Source organism: Burkholderia sp. Ap-955 (genome assembly GCF_011753045.1).
Classification (GTDB): Bacteria; Pseudomonadota; Gammaproteobacteria; order Burkholderiales; family Burkholderiaceae; genus Burkholderia; species Burkholderia lata_D.
Window position 1 is genome coordinate 22057 of record NZ_VWWH01000030.1, and the last position, 25662, is coordinate 47718.

Consider the following 25662-nt stretch of genomic DNA (forward strand, 5'->3'; position numbering starts at 1 on the left):
AGCCGCCCGCCGCTGCCAGCCGCCCGTCGCGTGCGCCCGCTCAGCGCTCGCGCGTCCCGAGGCCCAGCGCCTTCATCCGCCGGTACAACGTCCGCTCGCTCATCCCGACCCGCTCGGCGAGCGCCTTGCGCGTGCCGTCGAAACTGCGCGCGATCCGCACGAGCTCCGCGTCCGACACGCCGCGCACATCGGCAGCCCGGTCCTGCGGCGCGGCCGACGCGGCGACCAGCTCGGCCGGCAGATGCTCGATCCGGATCGTCCCGTCGTCCGCGAACAGGCACGCGCGTTCGAGCACGTTGCGCAGCTCGCGGATATTGCCCGGCCACGCGTACGCATCGAGACACGCGAGGGCGCGCTCGGTCAGCACGAACGGCCGGGCCGCGAACGGCCGCGCGCCCGCATCGCCCGCACTGGCGCGCGCGTTCGCGATCCGCCGCAGGATCGACTCGGCCAGCAGCGCGACGTCCCCGCGCCGGTCGCGCAGCGCCGGCAGCGGAATCGGAAACGCGTTGATCCGGTAGTAGAGGTCCTGCCGGAACCGGCCGTCGTCGATCATCTCGCGCAGCGGCTTGTGCGTGGCCGCGACCAGCCGGAAATCCGCGCGCAGCGCCTCGACGCCGCCCACGCGCCGGAACGTGCCCGATTCGATCAGCCGCAGCAGCTTCACCTGCATCGGCAGCGGCACGTCGCCGATCTCGTCGAGAAACAGCGTGCCGCCCTGCGCGGTCTCGACGAGGCCCGGCTTGCGCTGGTTCGCGCCCGTGAACGCGCCCTTCTCGTAACCGAACAGTTCGCTCTCGAACAGCGTCTCGGCGATCCCCGAACAATCGACGACGACGAACGGCCCCATCGCGCGATCGCTCGCCTCGTGCAGCGCGCGGGCGAACAGCTCCTTGCCGGTGCCCGATTCGCCGAGCAGCAGCACCGGCAGCATCGAGGGCGCGACGCGCTGCAATGCGCCGAGTGCCGCATTGAACGCGTCGGCGCCGCCGACGAGCCCTTCCGCGCTCGGCTGCGCGGATGCGCTGCGCACTGTCGTCAGGCGCTCGACATAGGCGATCACGTTGCCGTCGGCGTCGAAGATCGGCCGCAATTCGACGTCGACATGTTCGGGGCCGCGCGGCGTGTGGTGGATGTGCAGCACGCGGTTCAGCCCGCGCGATTCGAGCGCCTGCTTCATCGGGCAATGCTCGCCGGCCTGGTCGCACGGCACGTCGTAGTGGTGCGAGACCTGGAAGCAGTGCCGGCCCACGTGCTCGACGCCCGCGACGCCGAACTGGCGCCGGTACGCATCGTTCGCCGCGAGGATGCGGTAGTCGGGATCGACGACGATCATCGGCTGCGGATCCTGCTCGAGATACGCGACGAGCGCGCGCACGTCGGGCATGGCGTCGCGGCGCGGCGCGGGGACGATCGGGATGGTGTCGTGCGGATTCATGCGGATGCTCGGTGAAGGCGTTGCCTGACGAACTGCCAGGCAGGCTGCCAATTCTGCCACGACACTGCCAATTGTGGCAGTCAACGGTGGCAGACGGCGGCCGACGACACTCGCGCATCGCTGTAGCCGCACCGAAAACCCGAGCCGAATCAAGCCCCTGGCGGATCGACCGGCACCTTGGCGCAGGGTGGCACGCTTCTTGAGTTACCCATCCCGATTGCAGATGCAGAACCCGATCGAGGACACCCCGTGAGCCATGCCACCACGCTGTCGGTCGAAGGCTTTTTCGACCCGGCGACCCACACCGTCAGCTATCTGCTGCTCGATACCGCGAGCCGCGCGTGCGCGCTGATCGACAGCGTGCTCGACTACGACCCGAAATCCGGCCGCACGCACACCGCGAGCGCCGACCGGCTGATCGCCCGCGTCGCCGAACTCGGCGCGGACGTGCATTGGCTGCTGGAAACCCATGTGCACGCCGACCACCTGTCGGCCGCGCCGTACCTGAAGGAACACGTCGGCGGCCGGATCGCGATCGGTTCGCACGTGCGCCGCGTGCAGCACGTGTTCGGCACGCTGTTCAACGCGGGCCCCGGCTTCGCGAAGGACGGCCGCCAGTTCGACCGGCTGCTCGACGACGGCGACACGCTCGCGCTCGGCGCACTGACGATCCGCGCGCTGCATACGCCGGGCCACACGCCAGCGTGCATGACCTACTGCGTCGACGACGCGACGCAGCGCGCGGCATTCGTCGGCGACACGCTGTTCATGCCCGACTACGGCACGGCCCGCTGCGATTTCCCCGGCGGCGACGCGCGCACGCTGTACCGCTCGATCGCGCGGGTGCTCGCGCTGCCGCCCGATACGCGCCTGTACCTGTGCCACGACTACCAGCCCGGCGGGCGCGACGTGCAGTTCGAGACGACCGTCGCCGAGCAGCGCCGCGCGAACGTGCACGTGAGGGACGGCGTGACCGAGGACGATTTCGTCGCGATGCGCACCGCGCGCGACGCCACGCTCGCGATGCCCGTGCTGATGCTGCCGTCCGTGCAGGTCAACATGCGTGCCGGCCACCTGCCCGAGCCCGAAGACAACGGCGTGCGCTACCTGAAGATCCCGCTCGACGCGATCTGAGCCGCACGCCCCACCCGGAGACCCCCGACATGACCATCCGCAAGCTGACCGACACGCTGTCGGTCTCGCCGCAGATCGCGGCGGCCGACCTGCCCGCGCTTCACGCGGCCGGCATCCGCGCGATCATCTGCAACCGCCCCGACGGCGAAGGCCCCGACCAGCCGACCGTCACGGAGATCCGCGCGGCCGCCGCGCCGCTCGGCATCGACGTGCATTACCTGCCGGTCGACACGGGCAAGGTGACCGACGACCAGGCCGCGCAGTTCGGCGCGCTCGTCGCATCGCTTGAAGGCCCGGTGCTCGCGTACTGCCGCAGCGGCACGCGCTCGGCCACGCTGTGGGCGCTGTCGCAAGCCGGCCTGCGTCCGCTGAACGACATCGTCGCGACGGCCGGCGCAGCCGGTTACGACCTGCGCGCGCTCGCCTCGCAGGTCGTGCAAGGCGGCAGGCAGGCGGCGCCGGCCGTCGACGCCCGGCACGACATCGTGATCGTCGGTGCGGGCGCGGCCGGCATCGCGGTCGCGTCGAGCCTGCTCGCGCGTGACGCGTCACTCGACATCGCGGTGATCGATCCGGCCGACGTCCACTACTACCAGCCCGGCTGGACGATGGTCGGCGCGGGCGTGTTCCGGCCCGAGACCACCGCACGCCGGATGACCGACGTGCTGCCGCGCGGCGTGCAGCATATCCAGGCCGCCGTCGCGGGCTTCGAGCCCGACACGCACACGGTCGTGCTCGACGGCTGCCGCCGCATCGGATATCGCAAGCTCGTCGTGTGCCCGGGGCTCAAGCTCGACTGGCACGGGATCGAAGGCCTCGCCGACACGCTCGGCCGCAACGGCGTCACGTCGAACTACCGCTACGATCTCGCGCCGTACACGTGGGAGCTGGTCCGCGCGTTCCGCGGCGGCGACGCGCTCTTCACGCAGCCGCCGATGCCGATCAAGTGCGCGGGCGCGCCGCAGAAGGCGATGTACCTGTCGTGCGACCACTGGCGGCGCGCGGGCCACCTCGAAGCCGCGAACGTCGAGTTCCTGAATGCGGGCGCCGCGCTGTTCGGCGTCGCCGACTATGTGCCCGCGCTGATGGAATACGTGAAAAGCTACGACATCGCGCTGTCGTTCGGCCACAACCTCGTGTCGATCGACGGGCCCGCGCGCCGCGCGACGTTCGCGCGCGCGCTGCCGGACGGCGGCAAGGAAACCGTCGTGCGTGCGTTCGACATGATCCACGTCGTGCCGCCGCAGAAGGCGCCCGACTTCGTGCGTTCGAGCCCGCTCGCCGACGCGGCCGGCTGGATCGACGTCGATCCGGCGACACTGCGGCACAAGCAGTATCCGGACGTCTACGCGCTCGGCGACGCCACCAACACGACCAACGCGAAAACGGCCGCGGCCGCCCGCAAGCAGGCGCCCGTCGTCGCGCACAACCTGCTCGCGTCGCTCGGCCGCGCGCACGGCGACGCCGCGTACGACGGCTACGGCTCGTGCCCGCTCACCGTCGAGCGCGGCAAGATCGTGCTCGCCGAGTTCCTGTACGGCGGCAAGGTCGCGCCGACCTTCCCCGCGTGGCTGATCGACGGCAAGCGCCCGTCGCGGCTCGCGTGGCTGCTCAAGGAACGCGTGCTGCCGCCGCTCTACTGGAAGGCGATGCTCAAGGGCCGCGAATGGCTCGCGAAGCCCGCGATCGCACGTTGACCGGAGCGCGATGACGCCATGCTGATTTCCCTCGTACTGGGCGGTTTCGTCGGTGCCGTGCTTGGCCTGACCGGCGCCGGCGGCGGCATCCTCGCGGTGCCCGCGCTCGTCGTCGGCATGAGCTGGCCGATGCAGCAGGCCACGCCCGTCGCGCTCGTCGCGGTGGCGGGCAGCGCCGCGCTCGGCGCGCTCGAAGGGTTCCGCCGCGGGCTCGTGCGCTATCGCGCGGCGCTACTGATGGCCGTGGCCGGCGTGCCGCTGACCACGCTCGGCGTACGGCTCGCGCACGTGCTGCCGCAACGCCTGCTGCTCGCGCTGTTCGCGCTCACGATGCTGGTCGTCGCCGGCCGCCTGTTGCGGCAGGCGCTGCGACACGCAACAGGCGACGCGGAAGCGTCGCCGTTGTGCGTCGGCCGCGTGAATCCCGATACGGGCCGGCTCGTGTGGTCCTGGCCGGTCGGCGTCGCGCTGGCGTCGACCGGCGCGATGACGGGCCTGATGACGGGGCTGCTCGGCGTCGGCGGCGGCTTCGTGATCGTGCCGATGCTGCGCAAGTTCACGAACGTGTCGATGCACGGTGTCGTCGCGACGTCGCTGATGGTGATCGCGCTCGTCGGCACCGGCGGCGTGTTCGCGACGCTCGTGTCGGGCACGCGCGCACCGCTCGACGTGACGTTGTGGTTCACCGTCGCGACCGCGCTCGGCATGGCCGCCGGCCGCGGCGCGTCGCGCCACCTCGCCGCGCGGCACGTGCAGGCCGGGTTCGCGGCCGTGCTCGTGTGCGTCGCGCTCGGGTTGCTGGCGAAGGCGGCGTTCGGCGCGTAAGGCGGTGCACAACCGGGCGCGGGAATCGAATCCGCGTCTCGCCCGCGATGCCGGTTCATCCGTCGCAATCGCGTATTGACCGGCACCGATCCACACGCGGCACCACCCAAACAAAACGCCCGGTCCGACTCGTCGTCGGCACCGGGCGTTTTTCACGTCGATCGCAACTTGAACGTCAGGTCGCGAACCCCGCCATCCGCTTGCGCTCCTGGCGCAGCATCACGAAGTTCGCGATCACGACACCGGCCGTCACCGCGACGATGAACAGCGTCGCGAGCGCGTTCATCTCCGGGTTCAGGCCGAGACGCACACGCGAGAACACCACGAGCGGCAGCGTCGTCGAGCCGGGGCCCGACAGGAACGCCGACAGCACGAGGTCGTCGATCGACAGCGTGAACGACAGCAGCCAGCCCGCGATCAGCGCCTGCGAGATCAGCGGCAGCGTGATCGTGAAGAACACCTTCAACGGCGTCGCACCGAGATCGAGCGCGGCTTCTTCCAGCGACGGGTTCAGCTCGCGCACGCGCGACTGCACGATGATCGCGACGTACGAGATGCACAGCATCACGTGGCCGAGCCAGATCGTGAACACGCCGCGCTCGGCCGGCCAGCCGATCCACTTCGCCAGCTCGATGAACAGCAGCAGCAGCGAGATCCCCTGGATCACCTCGGGAATCACGAGCGGCGCGTTGATCATCCCGCTGAACAGCGCGAAGCCGCGGAAGCGCCCCATCCGCGCGAGCACGAAGCCGGCCCACGTGCCGATGAACACCGACGCGAACGCGGTCAGCACGCCGATCTTCAGTGACAGCCACGCGGCCGTCAGCAGCTCGTCGTCCTCGACGAGCGCCGCATACCAGCGGAACGAGAAGCCCGACCACACGGTGACGAGCTTCGACTCGTTGAACGAATAGACGATCAGACTGATGATCGGGATGTACAGGAACGCGAAGCCGGCAAACAGCGCCGCGAACTGCAGGTAACGATTCGGCTTCATCGGCGGCCTCCCTGCTCCTTCGCCTGGAAGTGCTGGAACATCGCCATCGGCACGAGCAGCAGCAGCACCATCGCGCAAGTCACCGCCGACGCCATCGGCCAGTCTGCGTTGTTGAAGAACTCGTTCCACATCACGCGGCCGATCATCAGCGTGTTCGCGCCGCCGAGCAGTTCGGGGATCACGTACTCGCCGACCGCCGGAATGAACACGAGCAGGCAGCCCGCGATGATCCCGTTCTTCGACAGCGGCAGCGTGATCTGCACGAACGCCTTCCACGGCTTGGCACCGAGGTCGTACGCGGCTTCGAGCAGGCGCAGGTCCATCTTCACGAGGTGTGCATAGAGCGGCATCACGAGGAACGGCAGGTACGAATAGACCATCCCGATGTACACCGCGTAGTTGGTGCGATACAGCTCGATCGGCGTATGCGTGAGCCCGACCCACATCAGGAAGTTGTTCAGCAGCCCATTGTTCTTCAGGATGCCGATCCACGCGTACACGCGGATCAGGAACGACGTCCAGAACGGCAGCATCACGCCCATCATCAGCAGGTTGCGGGTCGCCGGGTTCGAGCGCGCGATGTAGTACGCCATCGGATAGCCGATCAGCAGACACAGCAGCGTCGTGATCGCTGCCACCCACACCGAGTTCACGTAGGTCGCGAAATACAGGCTGTCCGTGAACAGGAATGCGTAGTGCGACAGGTTCAGCGCGACGTGCACGACGCCGTCCGCGTACGACGCGAGCTCCGTGTACGGCGGGATGCCGAGCTGCAGCTCCGCGAAGCTGATCTTGACGACCAGCACGAACGGCACGAGGAAGAACAGCACGAGCCACGTGAACGGGCCAGCCACGACCGCCGTGGCGCCCGTCAGGTTGAAGCGCCGCACCGGCCACGAGAGCATGGACTTGAACGCGGTCATGACGTCAGCACCACGCCGGCCGTCGCGCTCCAGCGCACGTAGATCTCGTCGCCGAGCGCCGGCGTCTCGAGCTCCGAAATCGCGAGACTCGACACGTTCGCGATCACCGTCTTGCCGCCGTCGAGCTTCACGTGATACAGCGAGTAGCCGCCCATGTACGCGACGTTGCTGATCCGGCCGCGCGCCCAGTTGAACGCGCCTTCGGGCGGCTTGCGCGTGAGCGCGATCCGTTCGGGGCGCACCGATACCGTGACCGGCATCCCGAGCGGGCCCGAGATCCCGTGGCTCACGTACAGCCGGCTCGGCAGCTCGGGCGACTCGATGTACACGTGGTCGGGTTCGTCCTCGACGGTCACGCCTTCGAACAGGTTCGTCGAGCCGATGAATTCGGCCGAGAAGCGGCTGTTCGGATATTCGTACACTTCGTTCGGCGAGCCGATCTGCACGATCTGCCCTTCGCTCATCACCGCGAGGCGATTGGCCATCGTCATCGCTTCTTCCTGGTCGTGCGTGACCATGATGCAGGTGACACCGACCTTGTTCAGGATGTTGACGAGCTCGATCTGCGTGCGCTGGCGGATCTGCTTGTCGAGCGCGGACATCGGCTCGTCGAGCAGCAGCAGCTTCGGCCGCTTGACCAGCGAGCGCGCGAGCGCGACGCGCTGCTGCTGGCCGCCGGACAGCTGATGCGGCTTGCGCTTCGCGTACTTGCTCATCTGCACGAGTTCGAGCGCCGAAGCGACGCGCGCCTTCAGCTCGGCCTTCGGCGTGCCTTCCTGCTTGAGACCGAACGCGACGTTCGACTCGACCGACATGTGCGGGAACAGCGCATACGACTGGAACATCATGTTCACGGGCCGCTTGTACGGCGGCATCTGCGCGAGGTCCTCGCCGTCGATCAGGATCTTGCCCGACGTGACCGTCTCGAGGCCCGCGAGCATCCGCAGCAACGTCGACTTGCCGCAGCCCGAGCTGCCGAGCAGCGCGAACAGCTCGCCCTGGCGCACGGTCAGGTTGACGCTGCGCACGGCTTCGGTGTCGCCGAATTTCTTGACGACGTCGACGATCTGGACAAAGTTCTCGGCGCGCGCATCGGCGCCGGAGGAGGAAACGGAGGACGGCACGCCCGCGACCGGCGCGCCCGACTGGCTATTCATGATGTGCTGCTTCTCTCCTGCGTTGAACGAACAAAGCCCCCGGGGGCACCAGGGGCTTCATGACTGCTGATTCACTCCGGTTCGCGTCAGCGGCCCGACTTCAGCTCGGTCCACAGACGCGTCTGCAGACGCTGGATTTCAGGCGGCAGCGGCTTGAGCAGGAACAGCGTCTTCACGACGTCGGCCGGCGGATAGACGGCCGGGTCGTTCGCGACGTCGGGCCGCACGTACTTGCGGGCCTCTGCGTTGGCGCTCGGGTAGTACACCGCGTTAGTGATCGCCGCGTGCACCTTCGGATCCTCGATGTAGTTGATCCACTGCAGCGCGGCATCCTTGTTCTTCGCATCCTTCGGGATCGCCATCACGTCGAACCACACCGGCGCGCCGCCCTTCGGAATGTAGTACTCGACCTTGTACGGCTTCTTCGCCTCGATCGCGCGATGCTTCGCGATCACGACGTCGCCCGACCAGCCGAACGCGAAGCAGATGTCGCCGCCGACCAGGTCGTTGATGTAGCCCGACGAGTTGAATTGCGTGATGTACGGGCGGATCTTCTTCAGCACTTCCATCGCAGCCTTGTAGTCGGCCGGGTTCGTGCTCATCGGATCCTTGCCGATGTAGTGCAGCGTCGCCGCGAACATCTGGTCGGGCGCGTCGAGCACCGACACGCCGCAGGTCTTCAGCTTCGAGATGTTTTCCGGCTTGAACAGGATGTCCCAGTTGTCGAGCGGCACCTTGCCGAGCGCCTGCTGCGCCTTCGTCAGGTTGTACGCAAGACCGGTCGTGCCGTACGCCCAGGGCACCGAGTACTTGTTGCCCGGGTCCGCGCCGGCGACGAGCGCCATCAGTTGCGGATCGAGGTACTTGAGGTTCGGCAGCTTCGACTTGTCGAGCGGCGTGAAGATGCCGGCGGCGATCTGCTTGCCCGCGTAGTTGCTGGTCGGCACGACGATATCGTAGCCCGAGCTGCCCGTCAGCAGCTTCGCCTGCAGCGTGTCGTCGCTGTCGTAGTTGTCGTAGCGGACCTTGACGCCTGCCTGCTTCTCGAAGTTCGGGATCGTGTCCTTCGCAATGTAGTCCGACCAGTTATAGACATTGAGCTGCGTATCCTTCGCCGCTGCCGCCGATGCACCCACGCACAGCGCGAGCGCTGCGAACCGGCCCACTACCTTTGCTTTCATCCCGTTCTCCCTACGGCCGGACCGTGTGTCCGGCTGCCGTCTGCCTCGTCATGACGGCGCATTCTGGCGCGCCGCCCCTCGAAAACCCCGAAAACTACCATCATTCGCGCCCCGTCACAAAAAAATCATGCCGGTGTCGCGCAAACGGAACAGATTCCCGCAGCCGGCCAGGCTGGCCGCCCGTGAGGCGGGGCGTTCCCGGGGAATTCTATCGGGTAATCGGCGGCTGTCCACCGGGAAAAACGGGCGGCGGCGCAATCGCGTTCGCCAGCCGGGCGCGAACCGCCTGGCGGCTGCGCCCGAACCCCGCCGTACTGTCACGCCGCTGCACCGGTACGGCATGCCGGCCGCACCCGTCCGACCGTCCGGCCGCGATGCATTAAAATGGCGGCTGACGATTCAACCGCGCGAACCCTCACGATGGCCTCCAATCTCCACGACCTGCCCGACAGCCCCTGCATCGGCGTGTGCTCGACCCTCTTCGACGAAGTCTGCAAGGGCTGCGGCCGCACGGCCGCCGAAGTGTCGAACTGGGTGTTCCTGAGCGACGACGAAAAACGCGCGGTGTGGGAGCGCATCTCGCGCGAAGGCACCGCGATGCGCTTCCAGTACGACAAGCTGTAAACCCGCCGCGCATAAAAAAAGCGGCATGCCGACCGACATGCCGCCAACCCCAACTCTGTTCTTTTCCCTTCGCGTCTAGAACTTCATCCCGACGCCCACGCCGACGATCAGCGGATCGATGTGCAGCGTGCCGATGCCCTTGTCGCCCAGCGTCGCATCGGTGCTCATCCAGATCTTCTTCACGTCGACGTTCATGAAAATCTTCTTCGTCACCTGCACGTCCACACCGAACTGCAGCGCGGGGCCGAAGCTGCTCTTGTTGATCGACACGCCCTGCCCGCCGACGTTGAGCCCGTTGTTGTAGAAGTACGTGTAGTTCAGGCCTGCACCCACATACGGACGCACCTTGCCGGCATGGTTGAAGTGGTACTGCAGCAGCAGCGTCGGCGGCAGCACGCCCACGCCGCCGAGATTGCCGAGGCTCGACGTCAGCTGATGCCGCGACGTGCCGAGAATCAGCTCGACGCCGAGGTAGTCGCGGATCATGTACGTGAAGTCGAGCTCGGGCACGATCGCGTTGTTCACCCCGACGTTGAGCGCGCCCAGCGTATCGCTCGCGCGTTCGTTCGGCTGGATGCTGATCGCGCGCAGCCGGACCAGGACGTCGCCCTGGTTGATGCCATCGCCCGGCGAGGCAGCGTGCGACAGCGAAGGCATCGCGGCGAAAGCGGCTGCAACGGCAGCAGCGGTGACACAAGTTCGAATCGTTTCATGCATGGTACGGACCCCCAAAGAATGGTTTCCATTCTCCCTGTAGGGTCTTTTCTTTATCTTGATATCCGTCAAGCCAACGTAAACGTGGGACGGTTTGCCGCAGGCTCGGTCGCACGGCCCGTCAGCAGCAGGTCGAGCAAATCGCGCACGCTGCGGATCGCACGGCCGAACGGCAACGCTTCGCGGCCGCGGAAGAACAGCCCGTTCGCCACGTCGCCGCGCAGTGCGGCCGCGAGCCGCGTGTCGATGCAGAAATGGCCGAACTTCTCGATGCCGTCGCGCAAGCCGCATACGCTCAGGCATTCAAGCGCGGTCGGGCAGCGCTGCTTCAGCGCGCCGAGCTTGGTGCGGATGCGTGTCTCGTTGCGCAGGTAACGATCGAGCCACGGCGTCTTCACCGCGCGCGCGGGCAGCCCCGTCACGCTGACGAATTCGACGATGTCCTCGGGCGTCGCGTCGGCCAGCACGCGCTTGAAGTGCGGATGCGCATCGCCCTCTTCCGTCACCGCGAACGGCGTCCCGACCTGCACGCCGTTCGCGCCGGCGTCGAACGCCGCGCGCACCGTATCGTGACTGTTGATCCCGCCCGCAACGATCAACTGGATCGTTTCGCGCGCGAGGCCGAGCGATGCCATCACCTGGGCGGTCTCGTCGAGCACGCGTGCGAAGTCGAAGCGAGGGTCGTGCATGTCGTCGATCTGCGTGACGCCGAGGTGGCCGCCCGCATGCGCCGGATGCTCGATCACGATCGCGTCGGGCAGGCGCCCCTTCTTCATCCACTTCTTCAGCACGAGCGCGATCCCGCGGCTGTCCGACAGGATCGGAATCAGCGCGATGTCGTGTCCTTGTGTGAGATCGGGCAGGTCGAGCGGCAAGCCCGCGCCCATCACGATCGCGTCCGCCCCCTCGTCGCACGCGACCCGCACGTAGTCGGCATGCGCGCTCACGGCCTTCATCACGTTGACCGCGATCATCCCGCGCCCTTCGCTGTAGGTCTTCGCGAGGCGGATCTCGCGTGCGAGCGCCTCGAGGTTTGCGGCCTCGAGCGTCGCGCGATCGGGTTGCGCGCGGCAACGCGCGAGCAGGTCCGCATGATGGTGGCGCAGGTCGATGCTCGCGATCGTGCCGACCGCGCCTTCGCGCGCGACGCTGCCCGCCAGCCGGTGCGCGGAGATGCCGACGCCCATGCCGCCCTGCACGACGGGCAACAAGGTGCGGCCGCGAATCGTCAGCGGCGGAAAGGAAGTGCGTACGGTCATCTGAAACCTCGTCGGAACATCGGAACCGCGATGATCGACGATCCACCGACGCGCACCTTGACGGCGGTCAATAAAAAACGGCACACGAGCGTGCCGTTTCCGGTTCATGCCACGAGAAACGCTCAGGCCGGCTTCGCAGGCTTGAGCTGCATCGACTTGTACTCGAGATATTCCTCGAGCCCGTACACGCCGTTCTCGCGGCCGTGCCCCGACTGCTTGTAGCCGCCGAACGGCGCGGCCATGTTCCACGCGCCGCCGTTGATGTCGACCTGCCCGGTGCGGATGCGGCGCGCGATGCCCATCGCGCGTTCGTCGCTGCCGGCCCATACCGCACCGCCGAGCCCGTACGGCGAATCGTTCGCGATCCGCACGGCCTCGTCTTCATCGCGATACGTGATGATCGACAGCACCGGCCCGAAGATTTCTTCCTGCGCGATCGTCGATTTCGGATCGACGCGGCCGAACACGGTCGGCTTCACGAAGAAGCCCTTGTCCAGCCCTTCCGGCAGGCCCGTACCGCCCGTCACGAGTTCGGCGCCTTCGTCGATCCCGCGCTGGATGTAGTCCTGCACACGCTGCTGCTGGACGGCCGATGCCAGCGCGCCAAGGCGCGTCGCATCCTGCCGCGGATCGCCGGCGACGTAGGTTTCGGCCGCCGCCTTCGCGATTGCGCGCGCCTCGTCGTAGCGCGCTTCCGGCACCAGCATGCGCGTGTGCGCCGAGCAGGTCTGCCCCGCGTTCAGGAAGCACGCGTTGACCGTGCCCTTCACCGCCGTTGCGAAATCGGCATCGTCGAGGATCACCGAGGCCGACTTGCCGCCCAGCTCGAGCGCGACGCGCTTGACGCCCGCGGCCGCCAGTTCGGCCACGCGCTTGCCCGCGCGCGTCGAGCCCGTGAACGACACCATGTCGACGTCCGGATCGGTGGCCAGCACTTCACCGACCACCGGGCCGTAGCCGCACACGAGGTTGAACACGCCGGCCGGCAGCCCGGCTTCGTGAATCGCTTCGGCGAGCATGAACGCGTTCAGCGGCGCGACTTCGGACGGCTTCAGGACGACCGTGCAGCCGGCCGCGAGCGCCGGCGCGACTTTCAGCGTGACCTGGTTGAGCGGATAGTTCCACGGCGTGATCGCCGCGACGACGCCGACCGGCTCGCGCACGACGAGCGAATTGCCGACCTGTGCCTCGAATTCGAACGATTCGGCGAGCTTCGCGTACGCCTTCCAGTTGTAGATCGGGCCGCCGACCTGGATCGCGCGCGACAGCTTGATCGGCATCCCGACTTCGCCGGTGATCGACTGCGCGAGCTCCTCGCTGCGCGCCTGCAGATGCTCGACGATCTTGCGCAGGTAGCCCGCGCGCGTCGCGGGCGGCGTGGCCGCCCACGCGTCGAAGGCTGCGCGCGCCGCGCGGATCGCGTCCTGCGCGTCGGACGCGACGCCTTCCGGAATCCGGCCGATCACGGCCTCGGTGCCCGAGTCGATCACGTCGATCGTGCCGGTGCCGGCCGGTTTGCGCCACGCGCCGTCGATATAGAACTGGTCGTAGATTTTCATCGCTTTCCGCCTCCAGGAAAGCCGACATTCTAGCGAGCGTTTCGGTCCGCCGGTGTGACGATTGACAGCCAATAGAAAGGTCTTTAGCCTCGGCGCCTCATTCATCATAAGAAAGGAGAATGCCTTGAGCATCCTGACCAAAATCGAGGGCGGCTATCTTCAGGTATTGCGCGTGATCGTGCTGTTGTTCGCGACCGCAGTGCTGATCGGCGGGGTCATATTCGGCGCGGTCGCACTCGATGCGCGCCTGTCAAAACCGCCGAAGGTCGATTCGGCCATCCAGGTCGATCCTGCATCGTTCGCGTGGGAGAACGATGCGCCCGCCAAGGCCACGCCGGCCGCCGACGGCGCCGCCGCCAAGGCCGACGATGCGTCGCCCGCGCTGCGCCTGTCGACGCGACTGTCGGGCATCGTGCAGAAGCACGGCCGGGCGGCCCTGTCGCCGGACTACGCGGTCGACCACGACGCGTACGAGCCATCGTTCCAGCGCGTGCTCGGCGACGACGACCATCCGGACGTCGCGTACTACGAGCAGCAGATCGCGTATCTCGACAAGGTGCTGTCACGCACGGACGTCGCGGCCAGCGTCAAGAAGAAGGTCACCGCTCACGGCGACGAATATGCGCGCGAGCAGGCGTACACCGACGTCGTGTCGGCCGTCATGCGCGACTTCTCCGAGCGCTACGACGCACGCCGGACCGCGATCGACAACGAGAAGAAGGCCGCGGAAGAAACCGCTGCCGAGAACGGCCAGACCGCGCGCTACGCGGGCGTCGCCGCGCTCGTCGCGCTGTATTCGTTCGTGTCGCTCGCGGTGCTGATCATCCTGATCCGCGTCGAACGCAGCATCCGTTCGATCGCGCGCGCCACGCACACGACGACCTGAGTTCGTTCATCGGCAGCCCGGGCCGCACGCCGGGCTGCGGCGGGCCCGGCGACGGGCCCGCTTCACGGCGCCAGCGGCCGCTCCCCGGCCGCCTCATCCCGCGTCGTTCCTCACGCGCTCCCGCACTTTCCGTTCCCGCTGCCCCCTCGCTTCGCCGTCGGCGATCCTCGCCGGCGCAGCGTCCGCTTCCCCACGGCCATGTCAGCATCCGCCCGGGTGCGCGGTCGGGCCCGCATCGTGCTATGTTTTTACTATCGGCACCGGCTCACTGCAACCGGCGCCGCCCGGAATCGACGTATTTCGTGAGCGCTGCCATGTCCGACGCACCCCATATCCTCGGCTCGCAAGATCGCCTGGAACTGCTTTGCTGGCTCACCTGCGGCAATCTCGGCGCGTTTTACCTCAACGAATCGTGGCCGGACGCCACGTTCCAGGTCCAGGCCGCGCACCGCTGGCTCGACCGCCATCATCGCCAGGCCGACTGGCTGGCCGTTGCCAAGCTCGCGGCGCTCGCGCAGGACATCGCGAAGCGGCATGCCGGGTTCGTCGATGCGTCATGGGCGCGCGACGCGGTCGAGGAAATCGTCGATACCGACGATCTCGACTATCGGGCGAAACTCGTGCAATGGGTCTACGAAGACTGCTGCAAGGCACTCGCCGACAAGCGGCTGGCCGACTGAGTCCATGCGTGCGGGCCGCGGCATCGCGCGGCCGCCCGTCCGTTCGTCGATGCGCGCGTGGCAGTCGCGATGATCGACGGGCGCGGTACGCCTCGCACCGCCCCCTGCGCCGCCATGCACCGCGACACTTACAGCAGCGACTTCGCCTGCGTCAGCACCTTGTCGCAGATCTGCTTGGTCACCTGCTGCTTCAGGCCGCCGCCGCTCAGGTCGAGCTTGCTGCCGTTGCCGGCGTCGAGGACCCCGCTCGCGCCGCTGGTATAGCCGCTGTCGGACGACGCATTGCCGCCGAGCTTGCCCATCAGCGCGTCCTTCACCGACGACGCGCCGCCGGACGCCCCGCCGAGATAGTTGTTCTGGATGCAGAACTGCAGCAGGCCGGCGACGTTGCCGGTGCTGCCCGGCATCAGCGACGCACCGCCCCCGCCCGTCAACGCACCGCCGAGGCCGCCGAGATTGCCGAGCGCACCGCCCGCGCTGCCGCCTGAGTCGCCACCACCGCCGACCTGCTTCAGGACATCGCCCAGCTGCGCATGCGCCAGCGAAAACGGCGCGAGCAATCCGATCAACGCGCCGGCAACGGTCGCGCGGTATAGACGTGCATTCATGTGAAGCCTCCCGGTTGTGATGGCATGAGTACCGCGAATCGAATCCAAGGATACTCAATCGACCCGTGCATGACAGCCTTCGAAGGCGGCCTGAAACGTCAGGCATCGTGATATCGCCACAATTTGACAAAGCTTGACGGCGGGGCGTGTGCGGAACGTCGGTTTGACGCAGGCTCGCGATCGCTGCGCCGGGTCGCCGGCGCGCGTGAAGCGTCATAGAATTGTCGTCGCCGGCCGTTCGGACCCTCCGGCCCGATCCCACTCCCGAACCTGAAGGATGCTCGCGTGATGCTTGCTCATCGCTTTCTGCTGATCGCCGGCGCATCGGCCGCGCTGCTGTGCGGCTCCGGCACTGCCCGCGCGGCGACGGCCACGGCGGACGCCGCATGCCCGTCGCCTTCGTTCGACCGCTATCCGGCACGCGCTGCAAGCGCGCCGCGCAAGCCGGCCGCGGCACCACGCCTGACCACCAGGGAAGCCCGCCTCTACCGCACCGTCATTCGCGACGAATTCACGCAACCGGCCAATTTTGCCGGCCACTACCGGGTCGCGACCTGGGGCTGCGGAACGGATTGCCGGAATTTCGCGATCGCCGACAAGTACACGGGCGCGACGTACACGATGCCCGGCGTGCAGGAAATCGCAGGCGTGATGGGCAACGACGAGGAGCGTGTCGATTTCCGCCCCGGCAGCAGGCTGTTGATCGTCGCGGGCTGCTTCAACGACGATTGCGACGACAACAGCGCGAAGGCCGCCCGATTCTTCTACGAGTGGACCGGCACGCAGTTGCGTCGGATCGGCACCTGTCCGCTGGCGATCGAGCCGCTCCAGTAGCCGAACGATGAGAGCGCCGGCCGCCGCTCGCCGCGACTTGCGCTATCGTTCGTCCGGTACACCTTGAACGGCGCACCCATCCGCGATGTCCATTCGCCTCAGTTTCGACGACGGGCCCGGTCCCTCGACACCCTCCTTGCTCGATGTCCTGTACGCCGCGTCCTGCCAGGCGACCTTCTTCCTGCTCGGCCAGAATCTCGCAGGCGCACTCGACGTCGCGGCAAGAATGGCGAGCGAAGGCCACCTACTCGGCAATCACACGCATTCGCACGCAAGGCCGGGCGCGCTCGCGGATGACGCCCTGATCGACGAAATCGACGCAACCGACGCACTGATTCGCGAAGCCTATCGCCGCGCCGGCGTTCCGGCTCCGGACACGATTCCATTGCGCCTGCCTTACGGCCTGATGCCGGAGGACAATCGCGCCGGCGTGCTGGCGCGGCTGCAGCGCGAACACACGGGCTGGACCGCGATACTGGACGACTGGCAGCGGCCCGCGCCGTCGCCGCAGGCGCTGTTCGACGCGATGTGCGCGCACGTCGACGCCAGCTCGGCACGGCAACATGACGTGCTGTTCTGCATGCACGACGGATCGCGGCACGGCGAGGCGCGGCCCAATACGGTCGAAGCGGTGCGCCTGTTCCTGAATCGGCCGCACTGAAAAAGCAGCCGGTCAGCGTACCGGCGCCGCTCCACCGAGCAACTGCCACCAGCCGCCGAGAAAGCCGATGCCGGGCCCCGGTGTCCATAGGCCGCGTTGTGCGGCTTCGAGATGGATCAGCGTCTGGTCCGCGCAGAACAGGGCCATCAGCGCATCGCGTCGGTCGTGCATCCAGTCCGGCACGTCATCGGGCCGCGTCGCGGCATAGGCTTGCAGACCGGCGTCCCAGCGCCGCGCATCGAATACGAAGCGATCGTCCCTGCCCGCATCGCGCGACAGCGCGAACAGCGCAAAAGCCGCTTCGAGCCACTGCGCGCCCTGCCCGACATCGTCGAAATCGAGCACGCCGTTCACCGCGCGCCCCACGTACAGCAGGTTGCCCGCGTGATAGTCGCCGTGCAGCCAGAGCACCGCCCCCGTCAGCCAGCGGGCAGCAGCGTCGAGATGTGCGCCGATCCGACGGATCATCGTCTCGTAGTGGCCGCTCAAGTCACCCGGCAACGAAGGCGCCGCTCGCGCCGCTACACGTGCGTGGCGCGCAGACAGCCAGGCCAGCGGCGCCGATTCGGTCACGGGTATCGCCGCCATCGCAGCGTGCAGATGCGCGAGTGCACGCATCGCATCGATCGCGCCCGCCTCCGCATCGTCCGGCAGGCCGGGGCGGCCGTCGATATGCTCGAACAGATGCAGCCAGCGCCCATCGGGCAGCTGCACACCGGACTGTGCATCCACGGTCGGCCGCAGTCTCGGCAGTGCAGGCAGCATCGGTGCCGTACGCGAGGGGCCGAGATGGCCGAGTATCGCCGCCTCGCGATGCACCTGCTCGACCGCCTTGCCGGACCACGACACGCGCAGCACCGCGCGCCCCGCATCGCACTCGACGAGATACGTTTTGTTAGTATGGCCCGACGCCAGCGCCTGCAGGTGCGCCGGCCCGATGTTCCAGTACCGGTGAAGCCACGGTTCCAGCGTTTTCACGTCACTCCTACTCGTTGCATTGACCATGTCAGAGCGTCCCTCGGCCCGCATGCGGGACATCAATATCGAATGGCTGACGCGTGCCGCCGAATTCGACCATCTGTTCCAGACGCGCTGGCTCGGCGAGCGCTTCTTCCACCTGCCCGCCGACATGCTCGCGCTCCAGGAGTTGATCTGGCGCGAGCGGCCCGACTGCATCGTGCAGACCGGGATCGCGGCGGGCGGCGGCGTCGTATTCTCCGCGTCGATGCTGGAACTGGCCGGCGACAGCGGCCGTGTCGTCGCGATCGAACCGCGCCTGCGCGACGAGGTCAGGCAGCGCCTGCAATCGCACCGGCTCGCCCACCGCATGACGCTGATCGAAGGCGAATCATGCGCGGCCGACACGCTCGCATCGGTGCGCGCACAGATCGATGACGGCGCGCGCGTGATGGCGATCCTCGATCTCACGCACACCCACGCGCACGTGCTGCGCGAACTCGAATGCTATGCGCCGCTCGTGACGCCCGGCAGTTACGCGATCGTGATGGACACCATCCTGGAGTACCTGCCCGCGTCGATGTTCGACGGCAAGCCGTACGGCAAAGGCAACAACCCGGCCACCGCCGCGCATGAATTCCTCGCTCGCGACGACCGCTTCGAGGTCGACTACGACATCGAGGACCGCGTCCTCATGACGCTGTCGCCTGGCGGTTTCCTGAAGCGAGTGCGCTGATCAGGCGCGCCGCCTCGGCAGAACCGTCGCGCGACGCATAGCTCGCGCGGATCCGCGCCGCCTGCTCGCGCAGCGTCCCGGGCCGCAGCAGACGTTCGAGCGCACCGGCAATGTCCGCCACGCCGGCTTGCTGCAGATCCAGCACGCACCCCGCGCCGGCCCGCTCGACGAAGTGCGCCGAATGGAACTGGTCGTTGCAGAACGGCGACAGCAGCATCGGCACGCCGCACGCAAGCGACTCCATCACCGAATTCGCACCGCCATGACTGACGAACGCGTGCGTGCGCTGCAGCAGCGCCAGTTGCGGCACGTAACGCACGGCGACCACGCGCTCGTCGTCGGCCGGCAGCAAATCCGCATCAACCAGTTCGCCCACCGACAGCACCAGTTGCGCCGACGTCGCGCGCGTCGCCTCGATGACCTTCGCAAACACATCGGGATGGTAGTAAAGCTGGCTGCCGAGCGACATGTAGACCAAAGGACGATCCGCATCGAGGCGTTCCCACGGGAACGGCGTCTCGTCGCCGCGCGGGCCGGACGGCATTGCCGGCCCCACCAGCTCGACACCGGGCGGCGGCGCACCGACCAGCGCGTCGGTTGTGAACGCGAGCGTCAGGTGCGGCGAAAGGATGTCGCAACCGCGAAAACGCGCGTCGAGCCCGTAGCGCGCGAACAGCCGCGTGCGTTCCGGCGTGAGCCATCGCACCGTGCGCAGCAGTTCCGAATCGAGATCGTCCGGCAACACCGGATTCAGCGAATTCGACATCGAGACCCACGGCAGCCCTTCCAGTTCAGCGGCAATCGCCGCCGCATAGAGCAGCGGATCGATCACGACCACGTCGGGCCGCCAGTCGCGCAGCACCGCGCGGATGCCATCCACCTGCGCGGGCGCGAGATCGATCAGCAGCGTGCGAATCCAGTGCCGCAGCCAGTCCGCGTCGCGAATGTTCGCGGCGAAGCTCGCGCCGCGCGACAGGTCGTGGCGCTCGGGCGTCTCGCGCGGCCCGACGAATTCGAAGCCGCCGGCACCGTCGAGCTGTGCGCTGATGTCGGCCGGTGCATAGAACGCGACGTCGCACCCGGCGGTGCGCAGGTGCTGGGCCGGGCCGATACACGGATTGACGTGCCCCTTTTCGGGCACCACGCAGAACAGGATGCGTTTCATGAACGATTCAGGTTGGGCGATGCGCGGCATCGAGATGGTCGAAATGATCGAGGATCAGCGACAGCGTCGTCCACAGCACGCGTTCGGTATCCGCCTGCAGCGTGGGCGCAGCCAGGCCGAGGGTATCGGCCAGCGCGTGCGTGCGGTCGCGATCGAGCAGCGCCGCGAGATCCATGGCCGGGGCGAGCCGCCCGCGCTTGGGGCCGTGCACGAGACGGTCCGGCAGGTTCAGGCGTGCGCCGAGATCGCGCAGGCACTGCTTGTCCGGGTCGGGCGCGATGCTCGTCAGATGCGCGACGACGGCGGCGTCGACGAACGGCGGATGCAGGTCGACCGACGCCGCGTCGAACAGCGCATGGCACAGCGGCAGATAGTTGGCCGACTGATCGCGTCGCAGCACCTGGTCCGCGCCGTCGCCGGTGATGGCCACCTCGACGCCGTCCGCGGCCATCGCCTCGGCGAGCAGCAGCTTCGCGACCGGATGCAGGTTGAACATCGGCTCCTCGACCGCATGTGTCGTTCTCGGCAGCGCCGCGACGAAATCGGCCTCGTTCGCGCGCACGATCTTCACGTTCGCCTGCATCTGCGCGGCCAGTTCGAGTGCGGCATCGCGTTCGCAATAGTCCGGCATGTCGGTCACGAGGACGTAGGACGTCACGTGCCGCTGCACGCCGAGTTCGCGCAGCAACGCGAGCAGCAGCGCCGAATCGAGCCCGCCGCTCAGCGCCAGCGCGACGCGCTTGCCGCTGTCGAGCGCACGCTGCAGCGACGCGCGCAGCACGGTTTCCAGATCGGCGTGCTGCGGCTGCCCGGGTGCCGGCTGCACGGTCAGCCCTTGCGGCGAACGGACCAGCGCATGGCCGGGCGGCACCGCGCGCACGTCGCGCAACACGGTGCGGCCGACCAGCCGCTCGCCGCTCAGGTAACCCGCGATGGCCGCCGCGTCTGGCTCGCCGGCCGGTTGCCCCGCCGCGCGCAGGACGGCCCGGATGCCGGACGCCGCCGCACCGCTGCGCGGATGGTAGTGAAGCCGGTCGAAGCCGAACAGGTCGCGCGTGCCGACGATCATGGATAACGAGCCTTCAAGGAGTCCACTTCAATGCGTTTGAGGATGCGATGCGGCGCCACCGGTGCGCTGCCGCCCTGGCAATGCAGGCACGCTTCGAGCGGCGCCTCGCGTTGCAGATAGGCGAGCATCGCGTCGAGCATGCCAGCGTCGTCGCGCAGCGGCAGGCCGTCGGATTGAAAATCCTTCTCGCCCTTGTAGAGCGTATGGAAATGCGCCGGACGCGTGCAGGTGTAGAACATGCCGTCGCGAATCATATGGCAGCGCTCGCGGATCCAGCAATCGTGATAAAGGCGCTGCGCTTCGTCACGATCGGTGCCTGGCTGCGCGCGGTTCATCGTCGTGAACACGTCCTGCACCTTCCAGTTCAGGCGCACGTCGAAGCGCGCGGCCTGGCGCTCGATGTGCGCGACCAGGTCGGGCGACAGCGACGGCTTCGGATAGCGCGAGATCGTCAGCGCATCCACCGCGTGCCAGAACGCGTCGGTCATCTCGCCGAGCTTCAGGCCGTTCGTCGTGACGGAGATCACGGGTGCGATGCCCGTGGCGCGCACGCGCTGGACGAGTTCGACGAGTGCCGGATGCAGCAGCGGCTCGCCGCCGACCAGCTTGAACATGCGCGGGCGCAGCACCTTCGCCGCCTTGCGCAGATCGGCCTCGATCGATTCGGGGCGCGCATACCACTCGGGCAGCAGCGGCGACAGCGAGCAGCATTCCGCGCAGGTCAGGTTGCAGTGGTCGACGATATGCGCTTCCAGCGAGCGCGTCAGCACGCGTCCGTCTTCGACACGGTAATCGCGATCCAGCGGCGGCGGAAACACATGCTGCCGCTCGGCCGGCGGCGTCGGATTCGACATCCGGTTCAGATTCGCATTCATTTCAGCGTCCTGCTTCGATGCAACGGGAAAAGAATTCGACCAGACGGTCGCGCGCATCCACCATCGCGGAGGCCATCGTTACCGCGCCGTTCAGATGCGATGCAAAGCGCGACGGATCGTCGAGCCAGCCTTGCACGATCCAGAGCTTGAGCGCGTGCTGCAGACACGCGGCATCGACCGCCCAGGCAATGCGCGCGGGATCGACCGGCCGGGTCCGCCGATAGGCCAGCACGAACGCCTCCGCCAGATGCGGCGCCTCCAGCGGCAGATGGTTCAGGCAACGCACCAGTTCGTATTCACGCGGTGCGCCGATCGACGCTTCCCAGTCGAGGATGAGCGGCGGCAGCGTGCCCGTGAACAGATAGTTGAACTGGTTGTAGTCATTGTGGATCGGGTGCTGCGGATCGTCGGCGGGAAACGCGTCGATGCTGCCCGGATAGTAGCGGTCGAGCAGGCGCAGCGCGAGATCGACGTAGCGGCGCAGGTTGTCGGCGGCGTGGTTCGCGCATGCGCGATCGAGTGCGTCATGCAGGCCGCGGCGCACTGCGTCCGCGTCGATCGCGGTCAGGCGTGCGCGGATCGTGTCGAGCTGCGGCAAATGAAGCTGCTCGAGACTCAGATGCAGCGCTGCCAGACTCGCGCCCAGCGCATCCCATTCGGCCGGCGAAAACGTGTCGTAGGTTCTGAACTGCCCGGCTTCCCAGTGCGTCAGCATCGCGTGGGAACCTTGGCCCGTCCACAGCGGCTCGCCGGACGTCGTGCGTTTCAGCGTCTGCACATGGAAACGCGCATCGCCATGCGTCTCGAAGTGCGCGAGCACGGCGGCCTCCTTGGCCGCACGCGCATGATGCCCGGACGCGTAGAGCTTGACCGCTACGCCGCCGTCATCGGTCGGCAGGTGCCACACACGTTCGCCGACCTGGCGCGGCGGCCCGCTTCGGCCCAGCGCATAGGCATCGCGAATCTCGTCGAAGGTCGCGGCGAGCGAGTCCATTCAGATGTGCTCGGCCGGCCCGTATCGATACGGATGGCCGCTCAGGAACGTGTTATGCCCGACGTAGCGAACCTTGTACATCGCCGGGCGGAACAGCACCGAGGGATCGTTGTTCGCGATGCCGAGCAGCGGATACAGGTCCTGCCGCACGAAGAACGCGTTGTTGCCCATGTCGTCGCAGCAGACGAGTTCATAGCCCTTCTGCCGGCCGAGATGGACGAGCGATTCGAGGCTCGCGCCGTAATACGTCGAGCCGTCCCATTCGTGGTCCGGGTTGTAGCACATGACCCAACGCTCGGGCGGTGTGTAGTACGGGTTGTATTCGATGACGACGATGCGCGGCCGGAACGCTTGCAGGCCGCGCCAGACCCAGTAGTCGTTGCCGTCGATGTCGATCGACAGCAGGTCGAAGTCGGTTGGCGTGTTTGCGTCGGCGAGCAACGTGTCTATCGTGTCGGGCTGAACGCGGTCGTGATGCAAGCGAACGCGGTCCGCGCCCGCGTAGTGGGCGGCAAGCTTGCCGAACCGGTACGCGCTGCCTTCCACCAGCACGCCGGACCAATCCTGTTCGCGCAGCAACCGCGCGGTGTTGCTGTTGCGCAGGCCGTCGCTCGCGCCGATATCGACGCAGAAGCGGTTGGTCGGCGCGATCCGCTCCATCAGGCGCGCCAGGATGCCCTCCTCGGTGCCCTGCGCATACAGGCTTGGCGCAAGGCCGGACAGGTCGAGCGGGAAAGGATGGTCCTGCATCGAGGGGGTGGCTCCGGGTCGGAATTGAGGGTGGTATTCGGAGCGTAATTTACCCGAAGTCGATTGGCGGGATGAAACTCCGATTCGCGACACCGCCGGCTTCACTGGCGCGGAAATGAAAAAGCCCGCGTCGACAGTGTTGTCGATGCGGGCCCGATGCGTTTCTCACGGCTTCGCGCTGCTATGCGCTCCGGCTTCGTACCACTGCCAGGCCGCAACACATGAACGGAAGCGTCAGGACAATTACTCCTGCCCCTGACTCGTCAGGAACTCCTCGTAATTGCCGCCGAAGTCGAACAGCGTGCCATCCGTCCGCACTTCAATAATCCGGTTCGCCAGCCCGCTCACGAACTCACGGTCGTGCGACACAAAAATCAGCGTGCCTTCGAACTGCTCGAGCGCGATCTGCAGCGACTCGATCGACTCCATGTCCATGTGGTTGGTCGGCTCGTCCATCAGCAGCACGTTGTGGCGGCCGAGCATCAGCTTGCCCCAGATCATGCGACCCTTCTCGCCGCCCGACAGCACCTTCACCGACTTCTTGATGTCGTCCGACGTGAACAGCAGGCGGCCCAGCGTGCCGCGCACCATCGTTTCGTCGTCGCCGTCCTTGCGGTACTGGTCGATCCAGTCCATCAGCGTGATGTCGTTCGGGAACTCCTCGTACGTGTCCTGCGGCATGTAGCCGACGTTCGCGTTCTCGGACCACTTCACCGTGCCGTGCTCGAGCTCGAGCGCGCCGAGCAGCGAACGCAGCAGCGTCGTCTTGCCCGCGCCGTTCTCGCCGATGATCGCGATCCGCTCGCCCGGCTGAACCGACAGGTTGAAGTTCTGGAAGATCGTGCGCTCGTACTTCTTCGTGATCTCTTCAGCGACCACCGCGACGTTGTGCAGCTTCTTCTCGAACTCGAAACGAATGAACGGGTTCTGGCGCGACGACGGCTTGAATTCCTCGATCTTGATCTTGTCGATCTGCTTCGCACGGCTGGTCGCCTGACGGGCCTTCGACTTGTTCGCCGAGAAGCGGCGCACGAAGTCCTGCAGTTCGGCGACACGCTCCTTCGCACGCGTATTCGCCGCGGCCTGGCGCTCGCGCGCCTGTGCCGAGGCGAGCATGTAGTCGTCGTAGTTGCCCGGCCAGACCTTCAGCGTGCCGAAGTCCATGTCGGCCATGTGCGTGCACACCGAGTTCAGGAAGTGACGATCGTGCGAGATGATGATCATCGTCGAGTTGTACTCGTTGAGCGTTTGCTCGAGCCAACGAATCGAGTTGATGTCGAGGTTGTTGGTCGGTTCGTCGAGCAGCAGCACGTCCGGCTTCGAGAACAGCGCCTGTGCGAGCAGCACGCGCAGCTTCCAGCCCGGCGCGACGTCGCTCATCGTGCCGTTGTGGAATTTCTCCTCGATGCCGATGCCGAGCAGCAGCGCGCCCGCGCGCGCCTCGGCGTCGTAGCCGCCGTATTCGGCGAACTTGCCTTCGAGCTCGGCGGCGTGCATGTAGTCGTCGTCGGTGGCTTCCGGGTTCGCGTAGATCGCGTCACGCTCGGTCATGGCGGCCCACATTTCGGTGTGGCCCATCATCACGACGTCGAGCACGCGCACGTCTTCGTACGCGAACTGGTCCTGGCGCAGCTTGCCGAGACGCACGTTCGGCTCCAGCGCGACGTTGCCGGCGCTCGGCTCGAGGTCACCGCCGAGGATCTTCATGAACGTCGACTTGCCACAGCCGTTCGCGCCGATCAGACCATAGCGGTTGCCCTCGCCGAATTTGACCGAGATATTCTCGAACAAGGGCTTCGGCCCGAATTGCATCGTGATGTTGGCAGTAGAAAGCACGGCAGGTCCCGTTAAAGGATAAATCGACGGAAAACCGTGTATTTTAGCAGGTGTCGGAGAAACTGCCGACCACGCCGTTCCGGCAACGCATTTCCGGCCCCCT

The 25662-nt window shown here is 67.1% G+C and carries 25 protein-coding genes; 9 read left to right on the plus strand and 16 right to left on the minus strand.

The genetic code is table 11. The features are described 5' to 3' along the window. Nucleotides 1-40: 40 nt before the first annotated feature. Nucleotides 41-1438 carry a sigma 54-interacting transcriptional regulator gene (locus tag F3J15_RS17855; RefSeq protein WP_166893086.1) on the minus strand — a complete coding sequence of 466 codons (1398 nt, stop codon included), beginning with the start codon at nt 1436-1438 and terminating at the stop codon, nt 41-43. 249 nt (nt 1439-1687) lie between these two features. Here F3J15_RS17855 and F3J15_RS17860 point away from each other — a divergent pair, with 249 nt between their 5' ends. Genes F3J15_RS17860 through F3J15_RS17870 form a run of 3 tightly spaced genes read left to right on the plus strand, consistent with a single transcriptional unit; the run spans nt 1688 to nt 5094 of the window. Then, nucleotides 1688-2572: an MBL fold metallo-hydrolase gene (locus F3J15_RS17860; RefSeq protein WP_166893088.1), complete on the plus strand. Its 885-nt coding sequence runs from the start codon at nt 1688-1690 to the stop codon at nt 2570-2572. 29 nt (nt 2573-2601) lie between these two features. Further along, a complete protein-coding gene (locus tag F3J15_RS17865) occupies nt 2602-4269 on the plus strand; it encodes a bifunctional protein tyrosine phosphatase family protein/NAD(P)/FAD-dependent oxidoreductase (protein ID WP_166893090.1) in 1668 nt (555 codons plus the stop codon). 18 nt (nt 4270-4287) lie between these two features. After that, entirely contained in the window at nt 4288-5094 is an 807-nt protein-coding gene (locus F3J15_RS17870) for a sulfite exporter TauE/SafE family protein (RefSeq protein ID WP_166893092.1), read from the plus strand. Nucleotides 5095-5269: 175 nt separating this feature from the next. Here F3J15_RS17870 and F3J15_RS17875 read toward each other — a convergent pair whose 3' ends face one another. From F3J15_RS17875 to F3J15_RS17890, 4 genes are all read right to left on the minus strand, one after another. Then, nucleotides 5270-6091 (minus strand): ABC transporter permease subunit, encoded by an 822-nt coding sequence (locus F3J15_RS17875; protein WP_039357879.1) that lies wholly within the window; start codon nt 6089-6091, stop codon nt 5270-5272. After that, nucleotides 6088-7014, minus strand: coding sequence for an ABC transporter permease subunit (locus F3J15_RS17880; protein WP_069248056.1), 927 nt, complete (start codon nt 7012-7014; stop codon nt 6088-6090). Before F3J15_RS17880 ends, F3J15_RS17875 begins: the two co-directional genes overlap by 4 nt. Beyond that, entirely contained in the window at nt 7011-8171 is a 1161-nt protein-coding gene (potA, locus tag F3J15_RS17885) for a polyamine ABC transporter ATP-binding protein (RefSeq protein ID WP_069248057.1), read from the minus strand. The genes F3J15_RS17880 and potA overlap by 4 nt, the downstream gene beginning before the upstream one ends. Nucleotides 8172-8257: 86 nt before the next feature. Then, nucleotides 8258-9352, minus strand: coding sequence for a polyamine ABC transporter substrate-binding protein (locus tag F3J15_RS17890; protein WP_069248058.1), 1095 nt, complete (start codon nt 9350-9352; stop codon nt 8258-8260). Between the two features lie 420 nt (nt 9353-9772). Here F3J15_RS17890 and F3J15_RS17895 point away from each other — a divergent pair, with 420 nt between their 5' ends. After that, a complete protein-coding gene (locus F3J15_RS17895) occupies nt 9773-9976 on the plus strand; it encodes a DUF1289 domain-containing protein (protein WP_010095552.1) in 204 nt (67 codons plus the stop codon). A gap of 75 nt (nt 9977-10051) precedes the next feature. On the opposite strand, the gene F3J15_RS17900 is transcribed toward F3J15_RS17895, so the two are convergent. From F3J15_RS17900 to F3J15_RS17910, 3 genes are all read right to left on the minus strand, one after another. Continuing rightward, nucleotides 10052-10693, minus strand: a complete 642-nt coding sequence (locus tag F3J15_RS17900; RefSeq protein ID WP_089445729.1) for an OmpW family outer membrane protein — start codon at nt 10691-10693, stop codon at nt 10052-10054. A 65-nt stretch (nt 10694-10758) separates the two neighbouring features. Next, a complete protein-coding gene (locus F3J15_RS17905; protein WP_166893094.1) occupies nt 10759-11949 on the minus strand; it encodes a nitronate monooxygenase family protein in 1191 nt (396 codons plus the stop codon). Nucleotides 11950-12071: 122 nt separating this feature from the next. Continuing rightward, nucleotides 12072-13508 carry an aldehyde dehydrogenase family protein gene (locus tag F3J15_RS17910; protein WP_166893097.1) on the minus strand — a complete coding sequence of 479 codons (1437 nt, stop codon included), beginning with the start codon at nt 13506-13508 and terminating at the stop codon, nt 12072-12074. A gap of 124 nt (nt 13509-13632) precedes the next feature. Between F3J15_RS17910 and F3J15_RS17915 the strand changes: the two genes are divergently transcribed. Beyond that, nucleotides 13633-14394 carry a hypothetical protein gene (locus F3J15_RS17915; protein ID WP_089445732.1) on the plus strand — a complete coding sequence of 254 codons (762 nt, stop codon included), beginning with the start codon at nt 13633-13635 and terminating at the stop codon, nt 14392-14394. A 314-nt stretch (nt 14395-14708) separates the two neighbouring features. Then, nucleotides 14709-15074 carry a hypothetical protein gene (locus F3J15_RS17920; protein WP_069248063.1) on the plus strand — a complete coding sequence of 122 codons (366 nt, stop codon included), beginning with the start codon at nt 14709-14711 and terminating at the stop codon, nt 15072-15074. Between the two features lie 128 nt (nt 15075-15202). Here the strand turns inward: F3J15_RS17920 and F3J15_RS17925 are convergent, their stop codons facing one another. Continuing rightward, complete coding sequence (locus tag F3J15_RS17925; RefSeq protein ID WP_166893099.1) at nt 15203-15682, minus strand: DUF2501 domain-containing protein; 480 nt, start codon at nt 15680-15682, stop codon at nt 15203-15205. Between the two features lie 285 nt (nt 15683-15967). Here F3J15_RS17925 and F3J15_RS17930 point away from each other — a divergent pair, with 285 nt between their 5' ends. Together F3J15_RS17930 and F3J15_RS17935 are read left to right on the plus strand one after the other, a co-directional pair. Further along, nucleotides 15968-16516 (plus strand): hypothetical protein, encoded by a 549-nt coding sequence (locus F3J15_RS17930; protein WP_166893100.1) that lies wholly within the window; start codon nt 15968-15970, stop codon nt 16514-16516. Between the two features lie 85 nt (nt 16517-16601). Next, nucleotides 16602-17177 carry a polysaccharide deacetylase family protein gene (locus tag F3J15_RS17935; protein WP_166893102.1) on the plus strand — a complete coding sequence of 192 codons (576 nt, stop codon included), beginning with the start codon at nt 16602-16604 and terminating at the stop codon, nt 17175-17177. 12 nt (nt 17178-17189) lie between these two features. Here the strand turns inward: F3J15_RS17935 and F3J15_RS17940 are convergent, their stop codons facing one another. Continuing rightward, nucleotides 17190-18155 carry a phosphotransferase gene (locus F3J15_RS17940; protein ID WP_166893104.1) on the minus strand — a complete coding sequence of 322 codons (966 nt, stop codon included), beginning with the start codon at nt 18153-18155 and terminating at the stop codon, nt 17190-17192. Nucleotides 18156-18180: 25 nt separating this feature from the next. Here F3J15_RS17940 and F3J15_RS17945 point away from each other — a divergent pair, with 25 nt between their 5' ends. Continuing rightward, nucleotides 18181-18870, plus strand: a complete 690-nt coding sequence (locus F3J15_RS17945) for a CmcI family methyltransferase (RefSeq protein ID WP_166893106.1) — start codon at nt 18181-18183, stop codon at nt 18868-18870. Here the strand turns inward: F3J15_RS17945 and F3J15_RS17950 are convergent. The 6 genes from F3J15_RS17950 to F3J15_RS17975 all read right to left on the minus strand — a co-directional run bounded on the left by F3J15_RS17950 (nt 18827) and on the right by F3J15_RS17975 (nt 25559). Further along, complete coding sequence (locus tag F3J15_RS17950; protein WP_166893108.1) at nt 18827-20035, minus strand: glycosyltransferase; 1209 nt, start codon at nt 20033-20035, stop codon at nt 18827-18829. The two genes, F3J15_RS17945 and F3J15_RS17950, sit on opposite strands and share 44 nt — an antisense overlap. A 7-nt stretch (nt 20036-20042) precedes the next feature. Then, a complete protein-coding gene (locus F3J15_RS17955; RefSeq protein WP_166893110.1) occupies nt 20043-21104 on the minus strand; it encodes an asparagine synthase-related protein in 1062 nt (353 codons plus the stop codon). Continuing rightward, nucleotides 21101-21979 (minus strand): 4Fe-4S cluster-binding domain-containing protein, encoded by an 879-nt coding sequence (locus F3J15_RS17960; RefSeq protein ID WP_166893113.1) that lies wholly within the window; start codon nt 21977-21979, stop codon nt 21101-21103. The genes F3J15_RS17955 and F3J15_RS17960 overlap by 4 nt, the downstream gene beginning before the upstream one ends. A gap of 1 nt (nt 21980) precedes the next feature. After that, entirely contained in the window at nt 21981-22973 is a 993-nt protein-coding gene (locus F3J15_RS17965; protein ID WP_166893115.1) for a phosphotransferase, read from the minus strand. Further along, nucleotides 22974-23723: an FkbM family methyltransferase gene (locus tag F3J15_RS17970; RefSeq protein WP_166893117.1), complete on the minus strand. Its 750-nt coding sequence runs from the start codon at nt 23721-23723 to the stop codon at nt 22974-22976. A gap of 243 nt (nt 23724-23966) precedes the next feature. Beyond that, complete coding sequence (locus tag F3J15_RS17975) at nt 23967-25559, minus strand: ABC-F family ATPase (protein ID WP_069248073.1); 1593 nt, start codon at nt 25557-25559, stop codon at nt 23967-23969. Nucleotides 25560-25662: the final 103 nt, after the last annotated feature.